This window comes from Gordonia jacobaea (genome assembly GCF_965344965.1).
Lineage (GTDB): Bacteria > Actinomycetota > Actinomycetes > Mycobacteriales > Mycobacteriaceae > Gordonia > Gordonia jacobaea.
Map to the genome: position 1 here is coordinate 365,569 of NZ_CBDRLS010000005.1, position 14,682 is coordinate 380,250.

Annotated in this window: 16 protein-coding genes; 10 read left to right on the top strand and 6 right to left on the bottom strand. The window is 63.3% G+C overall.

The window, feature by feature from the left end:
* Positions 1 to 25: 25 nt before the first annotated feature.
* Positions 26 to 877: an LLM class flavin-dependent oxidoreductase gene (locus ACRVY7_RS18555; RefSeq protein WP_431818143.1), complete on the top strand. Its 852-nt coding sequence runs from the start codon at positions 26 to 28 to the stop codon at positions 875 to 877.
* A 30-nt stretch (positions 878 to 907) separates the two neighbouring features.
* Here ACRVY7_RS18555 and ACRVY7_RS18560 read toward each other — a convergent pair whose 3' ends face one another.
* From ACRVY7_RS18560 to ACRVY7_RS18580, 5 genes are all read right to left on the bottom strand, one after another.
* Positions 908 to 3,640: an AAA family ATPase gene (locus tag ACRVY7_RS18560; protein ID WP_431818144.1), complete on the bottom strand. Its 2,733-nt coding sequence runs from the start codon at positions 3,638 to 3,640 to the stop codon at positions 908 to 910.
* Positions 3,641 to 3,833: 193 nt separating this feature from the next.
* Positions 3,834 to 4,655, bottom strand: coding sequence for an alpha/beta fold hydrolase (locus tag ACRVY7_RS18565; protein WP_431818145.1), 822 nt, complete (start codon positions 4,653 to 4,655; stop codon positions 3,834 to 3,836).
* A gap of 148 nt (positions 4,656 to 4,803) precedes the next feature.
* Positions 4,804 to 5,649 (bottom strand): MBL fold metallo-hydrolase, encoded by an 846-nt coding sequence (locus tag ACRVY7_RS18570; RefSeq protein WP_431818146.1) that lies wholly within the window; start codon positions 5,647 to 5,649, stop codon positions 4,804 to 4,806.
* Between the two features lie 51 nt (positions 5,650 to 5,700).
* Positions 5,701 to 6,180: a MaoC family dehydratase gene (locus ACRVY7_RS18575; protein WP_431818147.1), complete on the bottom strand. Its 480-nt coding sequence runs from the start codon at positions 6,178 to 6,180 to the stop codon at positions 5,701 to 5,703.
* 58 nt (positions 6,181 to 6,238) lie between these two features.
* Complete coding sequence (locus tag ACRVY7_RS18580) at positions 6,239 to 6,919, bottom strand: SDR family oxidoreductase (RefSeq protein WP_431818148.1); 681 nt, start codon at positions 6,917 to 6,919, stop codon at positions 6,239 to 6,241.
* 222 nt (positions 6,920 to 7,141) lie between these two features.
* Between ACRVY7_RS18580 and ACRVY7_RS18585 the strand changes: the two genes are divergently transcribed.
* From ACRVY7_RS18585 to ACRVY7_RS18605, 5 genes are all read left to right on the top strand, one after another.
* Entirely contained in the window at positions 7,142 to 8,077 is a 936-nt protein-coding gene (locus ACRVY7_RS18585; RefSeq protein WP_431818149.1) for an NADP-dependent oxidoreductase, read from the top strand.
* An 82-nt stretch (positions 8,078 to 8,159) separates the two neighbouring features.
* On the top strand, positions 8,160 to 8,609 hold the full coding sequence (locus ACRVY7_RS18590) for a winged helix-turn-helix transcriptional regulator (protein ID WP_431818150.1): 450 nt from the start codon (positions 8,160 to 8,162) through the stop codon (positions 8,607 to 8,609).
* Positions 8,610 to 8,700: 91 nt separating this feature from the next.
* On the top strand, positions 8,701 to 9,180 hold the full coding sequence (locus ACRVY7_RS18595; protein WP_064868712.1) for a MarR family winged helix-turn-helix transcriptional regulator: 480 nt from the start codon (positions 8,701 to 8,703) through the stop codon (positions 9,178 to 9,180).
* The gene (locus ACRVY7_RS18600) at positions 9,177 to 9,944 is read left to right on the top strand and encodes an SDR family NAD(P)-dependent oxidoreductase (protein WP_431818151.1); all 768 of its coding nucleotides are present in this window, start codon (positions 9,177 to 9,179) and stop codon (positions 9,942 to 9,944) included. The genes ACRVY7_RS18595 and ACRVY7_RS18600 overlap by 4 nt, the downstream gene beginning before the upstream one ends.
* Positions 9,944 to 11,224: an FAD-binding oxidoreductase gene (locus tag ACRVY7_RS18605; RefSeq protein ID WP_431818152.1), complete on the top strand. Its 1,281-nt coding sequence runs from the start codon at positions 9,944 to 9,946 to the stop codon at positions 11,222 to 11,224. Before ACRVY7_RS18600 ends, ACRVY7_RS18605 begins: the two co-directional genes overlap by 1 nt.
* Positions 11,225 to 11,358: 134 nt before the next feature.
* On the opposite strand, the gene ACRVY7_RS18610 is transcribed toward ACRVY7_RS18605, so the two are convergent.
* Positions 11,359 to 12,120, bottom strand: a complete 762-nt coding sequence (locus ACRVY7_RS18610) for a LysR family substrate-binding domain-containing protein (RefSeq protein WP_431818153.1) — start codon at positions 12,118 to 12,120, stop codon at positions 11,359 to 11,361.
* A gap of 46 nt (positions 12,121 to 12,166) precedes the next feature.
* Between ACRVY7_RS18610 and ACRVY7_RS18615 the strand changes: the two genes are divergently transcribed.
* The 4 genes from ACRVY7_RS18615 (at position 12,167) to ACRVY7_RS18630 (ending at position 14,672) form a co-directional block, all read left to right on the top strand.
* Positions 12,167 to 12,550 carry a DUF5997 family protein gene (locus ACRVY7_RS18615; RefSeq protein ID WP_431818256.1) on the top strand — a complete coding sequence of 128 codons (384 nt, stop codon included), beginning with the start codon at positions 12,167 to 12,169 and terminating at the stop codon, positions 12,548 to 12,550.
* 374 nt (positions 12,551 to 12,924) lie between these two features.
* The gene (locus tag ACRVY7_RS18620; protein ID WP_005203430.1) at positions 12,925 to 13,449 is read left to right on the top strand and encodes an MSMEG_0572/Sll0783 family nitrogen starvation response protein; all 525 of its coding nucleotides are present in this window, start codon (positions 12,925 to 12,927) and stop codon (positions 13,447 to 13,449) included.
* Between the two features lie 34 nt (positions 13,450 to 13,483).
* Positions 13,484 to 14,383, top strand: a complete 900-nt coding sequence (locus tag ACRVY7_RS18625; protein ID WP_049699300.1) for a carbon-nitrogen hydrolase family protein — start codon at positions 13,484 to 13,486, stop codon at positions 14,381 to 14,383.
* Positions 14,376 to 14,672: an MSMEG_0570 family nitrogen starvation response protein gene (locus ACRVY7_RS18630; RefSeq protein WP_049699301.1), complete on the top strand. Its 297-nt coding sequence runs from the start codon at positions 14,376 to 14,378 to the stop codon at positions 14,670 to 14,672. Before ACRVY7_RS18625 ends, ACRVY7_RS18630 begins: the two co-directional genes overlap by 8 nt.
* Positions 14,673 to 14,682: the final 10 nt, after the last annotated feature.

Genomic DNA, 14,682 nt, shown 5'->3' on the forward strand with positions numbered 1-14,682 from the left:
GCACCCGGGCCGAGGGAGACGTGTGATGCCATCGTTCGGGATTCTGACTGCGCCGCAACAGGTTGACTACTCCGACCTACTCCAGGTGTGGCAAGAAGCCGACGGCGTACCGGCGATCGAACACATGTGGCTTTTCGACCATCTCCTGCCGATTGGGGGACCGCTCGAGGGACCCATCTTCGAAGGATGGACGTTACTCTCGGCGCTGGCCGCGGTCACCGAGAGAGTACGAGTCGGAATGCTGGTGACGAGCAACCGCTTTCGTCCGCCGGCGATGCTGGCGAAGATCGCGGCGACCGTCGATGTCGTGTCCGACGGTCGGCTGGACTTCGGTATCGGCGCGGGCTCCAATCCTCGCATGCCGATAGCCCGCCGTGAGTACGAGGCAAACGGGTTGCCGTACAACAGTTTCGGTCAATCGGTGGAAGCGCTCGCCGAGGCATGCGAAGTAATCAAAAGACTCTGGACGGAGGACGATCCGTTCGACTTCACTGGCGCGCACGTCGTGTTGACCGGGGCGGTGGGTAATCCCAAGCCGCTGCAGCGTCCGCACCCACCCCTGCTGATCGGTGGGCGATCGCAGGCAACACTGCGGGTGGTCGCACAGCATGCGGACATCTGGAACATGCCGGGCGGCGACATCGCAGAGATGGTCGAGCGCAATGCGCTGCTCAATCGAATGTGCGACGAAATCGGTCGCGACTCGGCGTCGATCGTACGATCGGTCGCGTTGCCGACGTCCTATGAGCATCCCGCTCAGACGCGGGCGGCTATCGCTGAGGTCGTCGACGCGGGCTTCACGCACATAGTTCTCATCCTGCCCCCGCCCTTCCCGGCGCATGCGGCACTTTGGGTGGCGGACAACATCATCGGCTGAACGCGCACCAGGACTGGCGTAGGTGCCAATTCAATGGCGCTCGCGTTCGCCGAGGACGTCTCGGATCTGGTTCCGGCTACTGATCCCGAGTTTGGGAAATACCTTATAGAGGTGTGCGGCAACTGTTCGGTGCGACACGTAGATCTGATCAGCGATCTGACGGTTGCTGAGCCCTGACGCGGCCAGGCGCGCGATTTGCATTTCCTGTGGGGTCAACTCGGCTTCTATGTCGTTCGTGGGTGTCAAATCTCCGGGCGACTGCACCCCGGCTGCCCGAAGTTCGGTGCGGGTCCGTTGCACCCACGGCTCGGCGTCGCGCGATTGGAACGCCCTGAGGGCCGCCGAAAGTTGAACCCGTGAATCGACGATCCGACGCTGCCGACGCAGCCACTGTCCGTAGTTCAGTTGGGTTCGCGCGTACTCCAGCGACGCTTCGGCACGGGCAGCGTCGTGCAGTGCTGTCCGGAAGTGTTCTTCGGCGTCGATACCGTTGCCGTCCAACAATGCTCGGCTCCGATTCACCAGGGCGAGCAGATATGGAGACCCCAATGTTGCTGCCTCAGTGCCGATTTCGTCCACTAAACTGCCAATACTGCCGACTTGGTGGCTCGCCACCGCTGCCTCCGTCAGATCTGCAATGGCCCACCGACGGGAGCTACGGTCCCGCGCCATCTTCGACAATTCCGTGAACGCCTCGTCGTAATCGTGCCGGATGAGAGCGAGAAGACCACTGGCCCAAGCCAGATCGTCGATCCAGAGTAGTGATGTGTCCACAGGGAGGTGCTGACGAGCGATTGCCAGTGCGCTCTGTGCGTCGGCGGAGCGCCCGCGCCACGCATGAGCGCGCGCAAGTAGTGCTGCGGCGCTCCCCATGCTGAGAGACATGTCGCAGTCGGTTGCGATGCGCAACGCGGTTTGCGCGCTCATCGCCGCCTCGGGGAGCCTGCCTGAGATGATCTGTGCGCGCGCTGATCCGCGCAGTGCCTCGCATTCGATGCTCGGCGCTCCGCTGGTGCGTGCAACTCGAATAGCTCTGTCCCAACATTGCTGAGCCGTCGACAGATCAGAGACCGATTCGGCGGCCAAGCCCATCGACATCAGCAGCATGGTGTCGTCGTTGGCAGCGGCGTGAAGAGTCGTTGCGTGCGAACGGAACTGGTGTGCGTATTTGGTGTCGTCGACGGTCGCCAACGCGACCTCAACCGCGGGCTCTTCAAGGACTTCCAGACGGTGCAGACTGTCTGCCACGAGGTGGCGATCGCCCTCGTCGAGGCCGTGCATCCGACACTGTGCCGCGGCAGCGGCCACCAAGTTGACGCGTGCAAGATGGTGCTCCGGTGTGTCGGCGTCTGCGAGTCGATCTGCCAACGACAGCAAGTCGGCGATCGCGGGCATCGCGACACCGGCGGTGACGCCGAGAGTGAAACGGGCGGTGGCGAGTTCGACGAGATCATCCAGGCCGGTGGCCAACGGTTCGGCCTCGTCGACAATGTTGATCGCCTCCGTGGTCAACCCCGCTCGACAAGCCGGTTCGATCGCGCGCACCAGGCGGCGCACGCGCCCACACGGTGTGGTCGACAGCATCGCCGCGCGCCGCCACGCCGCGGCGGCTTCGGCGTTGGCGCCCCGCTGTCCTGCGGCGCGCGCTACGTACTCGAGTTCTGTAGCGATGACCTCGTCTCGCCCGTAAGAGGCGGCGGCTCGTTGCCAGGTGGCCTGCGCTGGGTCGCTGGTGGCTTCAGCGAGCGCGCGATGGAACGTCGAACGCTGCGATAACGTCGCTGCGCTGTACGCCACCGATCGGATCAGAGGATGTCGCACCTTGATGACGCCGTCATCGACAGTGATCAAGCCCGTGCGTTCCAACGGGTCCAAGCAGGTCTCGGGTAGGTCGACGTGCCGTGCGGCGTCCAACACTTCTGTCAACGACGTCGCGTCGCTCGCCGAGACGAGTGCGAGCATCTGCCTGCTGGGTTCGGGTAGTACGCCGAGTTGTTCGAGGAAGATCCTTTCAATGCGTCGGGTGGTTGGCAGTGGCGGCGTTCCACCCCAGAGATGGTGGTCGTCCGTCGCGGCGACGGCTTTCGCGAGCTCGGCAATGGCCAGAGGATTGCCAGCCGCCTCGTGGAGCACCCTACGCTGGGCCAGCTCACTCAACGCCGGTCCGGCCGCGAGTGCCTCGGCGAGCAGAGCCCGTGAGGCCGATTCGTCGACAGGACCCAACGTCAGACGAGGTAGAGACACGAGCCGGGCCGATTCACCGTCGAGCCCCGGGCGAGCCGCGCACAGCAAGACCGCTGCTGCCGATGAGATTCGGCGCCCGACGAACGTCAACACATGCAGAGACGAGCCGTCGAGCCAGTGAGCGTCGTCGACGATGAGCATCAGCGGACGCCGCGCCGACGCCTCCTCGATCAGCCCGAGCACCGCGACGCCGATCAGGAGTGGGTCTGACTCGACAGGCTCGCCCAATCCGAGCGCACCGAGGAGTGCGCGCTTCTGGTGTGGCGGAAGGGATTCGGCATTTCCGAGAATCGGGCGTACCAACTCGTGTACTGCGGCGTAGCCCACCTTGGTCTGGCACTGGACTCCGGCGCAGCACAGAACCGTGAACCCGTTGTCCTTGCCCCATCGTGCCGACGAGGTGAGCAGCGTCGTCTTACCGATTCCGGGATGTCCCTCGACGACGAGGGCACATCCCTGCTCTCGGGCGCAGGAAGCGGCAGTGACAATGGCCTCGAACTCTTCGACGCGACCGATCATTGATCCGGCTCGGGTAACCCCCGCCGGACCGCTCGAGCGATCAGTTCGCCGGCGTGCGTCGGTGCTGTTTCCTGTCCGCATATCCGACTGCAGGAGAGTCACAATTGGACCCTAGCATCCTGAATAGGCTATTCCAACCCAGAGGGATTGCGTCTCTACACCTACCGAAGGCGTCGACTTGTAACCGGTGTCGTCACTCGCCGAGGAACTCCACGATGTCGCGCCCCAGCGCCGCTTGATAGGCGCCGTGGATACCGTGCGACGCACCGGGGTAGATGCGAAGAGTGCCGTGTTTGACCAGGTCGATTGCCTTGGCCGCGGAATCGTGGATGGGCACGATCTGATCGTCGTCCCCATGAGCGATCAGGATTGGTACCTGAAGGTTCTGGAGATCCTCGGTGAAGTCGGTTTCGGAGAACTGGGCAACGCAGTCGTAGGCGGCAGAGAGTCCCGCCTGCATGCCCAGACGCCAGAATTCGTCGATGAGTCCCTTGGAGACTTCCGCCCCTTCGCGATTGAAGCCATAGAACGGCAGAGCAAGGTCTTGCCAGAAGGCTGAGCGGTCGGCGAGAACGTTGGCGCGGATGTCGTCGAATGCCTCGATCGGAGTGCCCTCGGGGTTCCGTTCGGAACGCACCATGACCGGCGGTACCGCTCCGACCGTGACAATCTTGCTGACCCGACCCTGACCGTGGCGGGCCGCATAACGCACGACCTCGCCCCCTCCGGTGGAATGCCCGACGAGTGAAATATCGGTCAGATCCAGGGCATCGACGAGTCCGGCGAGGTCTGCGGCGTAGGTATCCATGTCGTTGCCGGTCCACGTCTGCTCGGATCTGCCGTGTCCGCGACGGTCATGAGCGATTGCGCAATAGCCATGGTCGGCAAGGAGTTTCATCTCGACGTCCCACGCGTCAGCGCTCAATGGCCATCCGTGGCTGAAGATCACCGGGCGGCCCGACCCCCATTTCTTGTAGAAGATCTGGGCGCCGTCGGCAGCGGTTATGAATGGCATCTGAGTCTCCCTCACGGATGGCGGCATTGGGAGCGAACACGATTGATGACGCCCCGAGACAGATTCTGTTCGGGCCTTCCTGCCTGCGGTATACGTTTGTTGACTGCACAGGGGTGTAATCGCGCTGATTTACCTAACCGAAAATGTGTTATCGACCGGTGAGCAGACCGAGCGCGCAGTACCAGACGGGTCCTGCGTTGACTCGCTTCGGGTATCGCCGAAGCATCCGCTTGTAATACTCGTCAGGCCGGTCGACAGTTGCGAGCAGTTCGCGGGCAAAGACCAGGTAGTCGCGGGTCTCGTCGATGCATCGCGGATCGTCGTCGCTCCCTGGGGCCTTGTGTCCGGCGACGACGAAGGCCGGCTCGAGAGCGGCGATGGTGTCAAGTGCGGCGAGCCAGGAATCGAAGCCGCCGTCAGGTGTCTCCAGGACATACTGGTGGACGCCGTTATAGACGGAGTCTCCGGCGAGTAACAGTCGCAGATCGGGCACCCAGAGCGCGGTCGTGTCTGCAGTGTCGGTGTGGCCGAGGTCGACCGGAATCAGGTCGTGACCTTCGAGTTGCAGTCCGTCGGTAGGGAACAACTGCGCGATGACGGGAGACGGCGGAATCAGACCACCGAACACGCGGTCCCACAACCGATCTCGCCCCTCTGTTGCTTCGCCGGGCATCCGCGATAAGGGGCCGGCAGTGGTGTACACCGGCACGTCGCCGAATTCGCGGAGAAGTTCGTGCACTCCGAGCCAGTGGTCGCCGTGCGCGTGGGTGATATAGACGGCGATGAGGTTTCGTCCCGAATCACGGATCCAGTTGCGAACCCGCTCAACTTGACCATAGGTGTACGGCGCGTCGACGAGAACTGCATCCGAACTGCCTTGCACGAGTGTGACTGAGAGTGGCGAGGAGACGATGGACTCCCCGCTCGGGAGGCGCATGTCCCCGGAACGTGGCGTGCCGTCGAGAACCAAGACGTCGTATGTCAGCTCTGGCATCGCTAACACTCCTTCTATACTGCAATTTGTAGGTATTAACTGTGCAGTCGGTCAGTCAGTCTGCGTACCAGGCTCTTTCGGAATATCGCGCGCCGGGATCACGAGATTGCCCACTGATACCTGTACCGGCTGATCATTCTGATTCAGCGTGACGGTACGAACCTTGGCGATGCCGATGTGTGGATTCGATCTCGATCGGCGGACCTCGAGGACTTCACTCGTGACTCGCAATTCGTCGCCCGGACGCACCGGTAGCGGCCACTGCAGATCATCGAATCCGGCTCCGACGACTCCTCCCGAGGGCCGGAACTCGCTGTCGACGAGCAACCGCATGGTGACTGCGGCAGTGTGCCAGCCGCTGGCGGCCAGCGTCCCGAAGACGGAATCGGTCGCACCCGCGTTGCTGAGATGGAACGGTTGAGGATCGAACTCGGCAGCGAACCGCTGGATGTCCTCCGCGGTTATCTGGATCGTCGTTGTGCCGGAAAAGCTCTGGCCCGGCGTCAGGTCTTCGAGGAACAACGTTGGCATCGAGGATCCTTCCGTGTGTCGTTTCGTCGGTCATGCGTTGCAACTCATCGCGCAGACGTCAGCGAAAGACGGAACTGCGGGCGGCGCGCGTGACGTCGTCGGCAATCACTTCGGGTGCGCCGGCTTCGATGGCGTCGACGATCTGACGGGCGACATCTGCAGGATCGTTCTTCGGGACGTCGAGGCCCGACACCATGTCTGTGTCGGTGTAGCCGAGATACACCCCCACGACGTTGATGTTCTGCGGTTCGAGCTCCAAGCGCAGTGAATTCGTCGCCGACCACAGCGCGGCTTTGGAGCAGCCGTACGCCCCGGAGCCGGGTATCCACGCGAGCACCGAGGCGACATTGACAATCGTGGCGGCTTCGTCGGCAGCTACGAGTTTCGGCACAAACCCTCGAGTCACACGCAGCGGGCCGAAAAAGTTGGTCTCCATGGTGGCTTCGATGTCGTCGATCGGTGACCTCAGCAGCGACTGCCCGGCGAGTAGACCTGCATTGTTGACGATGATCGTGGCATCGGCCGCCGTGTCTGCGAGGGCCGATACCGACGATTCAACTGTGACGTCGAGTGCCACGTTGGCGATCCGTGCGTCGTCGCTTGCTTCCGGTGTACGGCTGGTTGCGTACACCTTGGCCGCTCCGCGGGCGAGGAGTTCGTCGACGATGGCCTTACCCAATCCGCGTCGTCCACCGGTCACTACGGCAGTTGCTCCGCTCACCGTTGTTGTTGTCGCCACTTCAGTCTCGCTATCGCTCGGGGGTCTCCACGGACGAGCTTGATCCAAAGTACGTCGCGACAGGTATCCGTCAGATGACTGTGGCGGACCGACGCACAGTCATCTGACGGATACCCGTCGCCGCCAACCTGAGCAAGGGTGGGCAGAGAGTCGTTGCAGACCTCGACCAGCTCTTGGACCAACTGTTCGACCTGACACCTCGATGAAAGGACTCCGATTCTCATGCGCGCTATCAGCCAGGACAGGCTCGGCGGACCAGAAGTGCTTACCGAGGTCGATATCGACACCCCTACTCCAGGGCTCGGCCAGATCCTCGTTCGGGTGCACGCTGCGGGCGTGAACCCCGTCGATGCGATGAACCGCGAAACCGGCATGTTCGTCGGAAAGCCGCCATTCGTTCTCGGCTGGGATGTGTCGGGGACGGTCGAAAAGGTCGGACTCGGGTCGACACTGTTTGCGCCGGGAGACGAAGTGGTCGGGCTATTGCCATTTCCGCAGGGGCACGGCGCGTACGCCGAGTACGTCGTCGCGCCCACCCGTGTCTTCGTGCCGAAGCCCGCGGCTCTCGACCACGTGCACGCAGCGGCATTGCCACTGGCGGGACTCACCGCGTGGCAAGCTCTGGTCGAGACGGCACATGTGGGGCAGGGGAGCAGAGTCCTGATCACCGGCGCCGCAGGTGGAGTCGGGCACTTGGCAGTCCAGATCGCCAAGGCCCGCGGCGCCTACGTCTACGCAGTGGCAGGCGCGGCAAGCGCCGACTTTCTCACCGGGTTGGGCGTCGACGAGGTGATCGATTACACGACAACAGATTTCGTTGATGTCGTCACCGATCTGGATGTGGTTTTCGACGTTATTGGACACGACTATCCGAGCAAGGCTGTGCAGGCACTCAAGCCCGGCGGCATCCTCGTATCCACGCTTCCCCAGTCATTGCCCGACGTCGCGGAATCGGCTACCGGCAAGGGAATTCGATTGGCCGGCCTGTTCGTGGAGGCCGACCGGCTCGGTATGACCGAGTTGGCGAAACTGGTATCGGAAGCGCGGTTGCAGCCTGTGGTGGCAGCCACTTTCCCGTTGGCGGACGCCGGGCAGGCACAGGCCAGTAAGGCCGGACCCGGCAAGACCGTCCTCACCGTGGTCGAGGACGATTCCTGATCAATCCCGGGCCGCCATGTGCAGCGGCACAGGAGAACTCCTGGGTTGTATAAGCCAAGTTAGGGTGTGTGACAATCGACGCGTGCCAAGAACAGCGTGGACGGACGATGCGTGCCCAATAGCTCGCGCCATGGGGGTGTTGGGCGAACGGTGGTCGGTGCTCATCATCCGAGAGGCCTTGCGGGGTAGAACGCGGTTCTCGGAGTTCCGATCAGAACTCGGGATCGCGCCCGACGTCCTCAGTGCGCGGTTGGCGTCGTTGGTTGCCGCAGGCGTATTCGAGCAGGTGGAGTATCAGGAAGTCGGTGACCGTCGTCGGCAGGCCTACGAGCTGACCGAGGCCGGCCACGCGCTGAGTACTGTCATGGCCTCGCTCGCGCAGTGGGGATACAGCTATCTGCCTCGGGCCGCAGACAACGGATACCGCTTTGTCGACTCGGCAACGCAGGAACCGGTGCTGGCCAGCTTGCGTCGTCGGGGCGGAGAAATTGCCGACCCCGCAGGTGTGGCTCTGGTGCGCAAGGGGCAGTAAGTCGGACCCCTGGTTCCGCGTCAATGAGGCGTGGGGCATACCGCTCTGAACTAACGGGAATAGATCGACACCTACTGGGGTTTTACCTGACATGTCAGCTAATCATCTATCGGCCCGCCAGCTCGACGTCTGGCAGCGCTTACAGACCGTGACCGAGACCCTGCGACGCGAGGTTGGTCGGGGACTGAAAGACGCTGGCCTCTCCGAGCAGGAATTCACCGTGTTGGCTCATCTCGTCGAGGCCGGCGGATCTGCGCGGCCGTCGGATTGCGCACGGGAGATGGGTTGGGACTCCAGCCGACTTGCACACCAACTCGGTCGGATGGAGAAACGGGGCCTGCTCGAGCGCGGACCGGAGATCGATGGTGATGGTCGCGCGTCGACGATCTCGCTGACCGATGACGGTCGCCGCGCCCACCGAAGGGCCGTCGGACCACATCTGCGGGCGGCCAAACAGTGGTTCGGTGATGCACTCACCGACGCGCAGCTGGCCGCGCTCGGAGACGCCCTGACCGCACTGGAAACCAACGCGGCGCGAGTCGCCGCCAACACGCAAGGAGCGCAAGCATGACCACTGCAGTACACCCGGCCTGGGAATTGACCACACCGGACCTTCAGGGAAAGACAGTCGTTGTCGTCGGCGGCTCCGGGGGCGTGGGCGAAGGCGTCGTTCGGACACTGCTCGACGATGGCGCGACGGTCATCGCGACCGGCCGTGATCGCGCCCGACTCGATGAGCTGCGGGCGAACGTCGTCGACGCGGAGACCGATCAGCGGCTGCACACCGAGATTCTGGACGCGTCAGCGCCCGATCTCGACGCGCAGATCGAGGCACTCGCCACAACCTATGGAACGTTCGACGGAGTCGTCGTCGCGGTCGCGTCGTGGGGGAATCAGGGGCGCAGACCCGCACTGTCCCTCAACGACGACGAGTGGCAACACCTGCTCGATGCCAATCTGACGACCGTCTTCCGGCTCTTTCGCGGCTTTCTGCCGCACACGGCGCGCACTGGAATGATCTTGCAGCTCAATGGAATGAGTGCCGACATCCCGTTCCCGGGAGCAGCCGGTGTCGCATTGAGTGCGGCGGCGTCGAAGTCGCTGACGCGGACGATCGCCGCGGAACTGGATGGCCGTGGCCCGCGGTTCTATCAGGTCATCTTGGGCGTCGTACGGACCCGTGCGCGGCAGCGTGCAGGCGTCGACGATCCGACGTGGCTCGACGGCGAGGAGGTCGGCGCACATGTCGCGGCGTTGGTCGTCGGGACCAGCCCCCTGTCCGACACCACGGTGCACTACCTCACGGACAAGCGTGTCGGACCGGAGGCGCACTGATGGGCACGACCGATGAGCTTCACATCATTACTCCCGGCGACCCCGGCTACGAAGATGTTCGGCACGTCTACTCGGCCACGGGCAGTCCGGCCCGTGTGCTTCTGCCGGTCGACGCAGACCAAACGGCTCGTGCATTGGAAATCGCTGTGGGGCAGGGTGATCCGTTCGCGATCCGCAGCGGTGGGCACGGGATCAGCAGCATCGCCACCAATGACGGAGGGACCGTCATCGATCTGCGGCACCTCGATCATGTGGAGCATGTGGGTTCGGCGACGGTGGCCATCGGAGCAGGTGCGCGGTGGGGCGCTGTCGCTCGCAACCTCTACGGCTGGGGGCTGGCCCTGACTTCCGGAGACTCAGGCGATGTCGGTGTTGGTGGCCTGGCGACCACCGGCGGAATCGGACTGCTCGGACGAGCACAAGGGTTGACGATCGACCGCATACGCGCGGCCGAGATCGTCACCGCCGACGGGCGCATCATGCGGGTGTCACACGACGAGCACCCCGACCTGTTCTGGGCGATCCGCGGCGCAGGCGCCAACGTCGGGATCGTCACCCGATTCGAGTTCGAGGCCGGCACCACGCCCACGGTGGCGCGGGCGGCGCTGGCGTACGACATCTCCGACGTGGCAACGTTTCTCGCCGATTGGGGACGTGAGGTCGAGACCGCTCCTCGCGAAATCTCGGCGTTCCTGTACATCGGTGCCGGTGCGCGACCATTCGCGCAAGCGACGGTTGTCTATGCCGGCGACGACGCGGCGGCGGCGACCCGCGCGCTCACACCGTTCACGGACCTGCCCGGCATCGTCGGCGCACGAGCCGAATTGGTTCCCTACCCGGCCGTCCCGCTCACGTCCGGTGCGCCCCACGTCGGCCAGCAACCCGCCGTCATGCACACGGCACTCGTCGAACATCTCGACGATGATCTCGCCGCCGACATCGGCGAACTCCTCGCATCCAACGGTGCGCAGATGATCCAGATCCGTTCTGCGGGAGGGGCGATCAACGACGTGCCTGCAGATGCCACCGCGTATGCCCACCGCCACCAGAACTTCTCGGTCACCGCTGTCGCCGATCACGCCTCCTGGGCGTTCGACGACGCGTGGGAACCGATCCACGCTCGCCGAGACGGCATCTACCTCAGTTTCGAGTCAAACCACCGGCCAGAAGACATCGACGCTGCGTTCCCCGCCCCGACCCTCGCGCGGCTGCGCACGATCAAGCACGAGTGGGATCCCGATGGCGTGTTCACCCAGAACTTCGACGCCACGGTTCGCTGAGAAGCCTTCGCGCGCAACAGGGACGCGCGGCGGTAACGGATCGGCGAGTCCGTTGAGCGGTTCGCCTGAGCGGTGGTCGAGGTGGACAGCCGTGCAGAAGTTTGGATTCGAAATGCGCAGCCCAACAGTAGGTTTCACCGCGACCGTCGAGTTTTACGCGCCTTTGCTTTTCCGCGTGTCGGTATCGTTCCGGCCGCTTCGCGAGATGCCCGCTTGGCGGCCGCCTTCTCTTTCGCCGACCGCTTCGGTGGCGATTCGGACGTGCCACGCGACGATGTGGCCTTGCGTCCACGCACAATCCCGATGAACTCCGCCGCCAGATCCGAAGTGGGCTGCGGCCACAGCAGTCCGACGGTGCTTGTCGGGACGTCGGTGACCGGGCGATAGTCGAGGTCGCGGCGGTGGTGCAAACGCGCCAGCGATTGCGGCACCAGCACCACCCCCATCCCGCTGGCCACGAGTTCGATCGCGTCGGCGGTCGTCTCCGGCCGATGGTCCACGGCGTTACCGGGACGTTCGGTGACGACGAGCGGTTCATCGAGGGGCCAGAGCAGGTTCTCGTCGGCAAGGTCGGCCCGCGACAACTCGTCACCTGCGGTGAGCACACTGTCCTTACCCATCACCGCCACCGTTGTTTCTTCGTACAGGGCGATGATGTGGTGCGGACCCAGGTCGGCATGTGAGAGTGCGTCGGGCAGCCTGGTGATCGCAATGTCGACGCTGCGGTCGATAAGCGCTGCGGCGGTGTCGGCGACCGCAATCGGTACAAGGTCGAGTCGAACGTCCGGGTGGCGCTCCCCGAAAATGCGGATCCACTTCCCCGGTGTGGCACCCGGCACAAATGCGAGCCGGAAGACCACAGCGCTGGACTCATCGGGATCGACGGGCGAATTCACGCCCCGAGGCTACCGGGGATACGCTGCGAGTATGAGCTCGCAGTCCATGAAGCCGGCCACCGCCGCCAAGAAGCTCGACATCTACCTTCCCGCGACACCCGACGAGTTTCGCTCCGGAACGATAACCCGGGAACAGGTGTCGGCCTGGCAGGCCGATCCGCCGCAGTGGTTGCGCGATCTGCGTACCAACGGACCGCACCCGAAGAATCTGGTAGCCGCCAAACTCGGGATCTCCAACTCCGGGCTGGTCCGGGGCGAGGTGACCGAGGCGTTGACGACCGAGCAGATCAACGCGTTGCTCGAAGAGATGCCCGACTGGCTCGCCGCCGAGCGCACCAAGCACGTCGAGGCCCTACGCGAGGAGCGTCGGATCAAATCCTTGCAAGGAGACCGTCGGCGCGAGCGTGAGGAGCCCACCAGCGAGGTGTGAGCCTCCGCCGGTCCGGCCGACATACACCTGGTGCTTCTCCCGCAGATGCAACCGCGCGCAGGAATAGCCGCCGATACTCATGAGACGAAGCTAGGTACCTCTTGCCTTCAGCGCAGGGCCGAACGCACCGTTTCAGTATTCAGAGGTTCCCCGAATCGTGAGGGGTGGAACCCGCACGCTCACGTTAACTCGATCCGGGCGCCAATTTTTCCATCAGTAACCATCACGTAATAAATCGGGCGTGAACTGTTGTCAGTCGGAACGTCAAGTATCCCAAGCCATCCGACCATCACTTCTTTCGCCAGTGGGCAGTGTCGCCCGCACACCCCCATCACACGACGGCGGTCTCGCCCGTCTCATCGAGGAGTAACCCCATGGCCATGTTCGACGACACCATCACCGAGAACATTGCGAAGTCTCTTGCCGAGATTCCGCATCCCTCCCTGCCCAAGGGTTCGAATATCTACGGCGGCACCAAGATCTTCCCCGACTACCAGGCGGAGGAGGGCGAAACCTACTTCACGCTCGTCCACGGCATCGCGCACGAGTCCTCGGTATCGTTCGTCGCAGTGCTGCAGGCCACCCGCGCGCTACGCAAGGGCTTCGAGTCGGCTATCTACTTCTACGGTCCCGGAGCAATCAATTGCCTTGCCACACGCGGGTTTCCGAAGACCGGTGACTCCGGTTTCCCCGGCGAGCAGAACATCAACGACGCGTTGGAGACCTTCATCAAGGAGGGTGGAACCGTCTTTGCGTGTCGCTTCGGTCTCGCGTTGCACGGTGGTCGGGAAGAGGATCTGATCGAGGGCGTCATTCCGGCACATCCGCTCGACGTGCAGGACGCGCTGATTCACTACGCCCGCAAGGGTGCGATCATCAACTCCACCTACATGGTCTGATCGTCGAGATCCCCACTCCCCGAGAGACATTCACATGACCACTATTGGTACAGTCGCCGCGAACTTCACGCGAGACCTTGAACAGAACTATCAGACAATCGCCGACTATGTGGCGCAGGCCCGCGCACGAGGTGTCGAGTTCCTGGTGTTTCCCGAGGCTGCGATCGGGGGATACCTCTCATCGCTCGGTAACCACGGCGACACCGTCAAGAACACCAAGCGATCGTTGCCGCCGGCCATCCGCCTCGACGGTCCCGAAATCGCACGCGTGCAGGAGATTGTCGGCGACATGGTGATCGCCATAGGCTTTTGCGAACTCGCTGAGGACGGCGTGACGCGCTACAACGCGGCCGCAGTCCTCGACGGCGACCAGATCTACGGAAACTATCGCAAAGTGCACCAACCGCTTGGCGAAAACATGTCCTACTCGTCGGGTTCGGAGTACGGAGTCTTCGACACTCCAGTGGGGCGCGTCGGACTCCAAATCTGTTATGACAAAGCATTTCCCGAAGCTGCGCGCATCATGGCACTCAACGGTGCCGAGATCATCGCAAGTCTTTCGGCGTGGCCGGCGGCGCGTACAGCGACCGCGGAGAATCTGCAGGACGATCGCTGGACTTACCGGTTCAATCTCTTCGATACAGCCCGTGCCCTCGATAACCAGGTGTTCTGGGTTGCCGCAAACCAATCGGGAACGTTCGGTTCGTTGCGGTACGTCGGCAACGCCAAGATCGTCGATCCGGGCGGCAACATCCTCGACACCACGCTGCTCGAAAGCGGACTCGCCGTAGCCGACGTCGACATCGCCGGGACCTTCAGAGCGATGCGAGGCGGGATGTTCCACCTGCGAGATCGTCGTCCGGACGTCTACGGTGAACTCGTCGAGGTCGACCCCACCGGAACCGCGGGATGGCGGGACCTCGCTCATGCCTGAGATGACGTTCACCGTGAGGTGGCCCGATGGCGCTGTGCAGCAATGCTATTCGCCGAGTCTCGTCATGCACGACCACCTCAATGTCGGCAGTAGTTACACGGTGGCTGAATTCCGAACCCGTACCGACGCCGCCCTCGGCGAAGCCGCTGAGCGCGTCCGCGCCAAGTATGGATTCGCTTGTACGTCTGCCGCTGCAACCGCTGAGGACATCAACAACACAGCCCGCCGATACGACGACGAGTCGACCGTCGAGGTTCTCGACATGCATCCGGCACTACCCACTTCCTGACCACATTCTG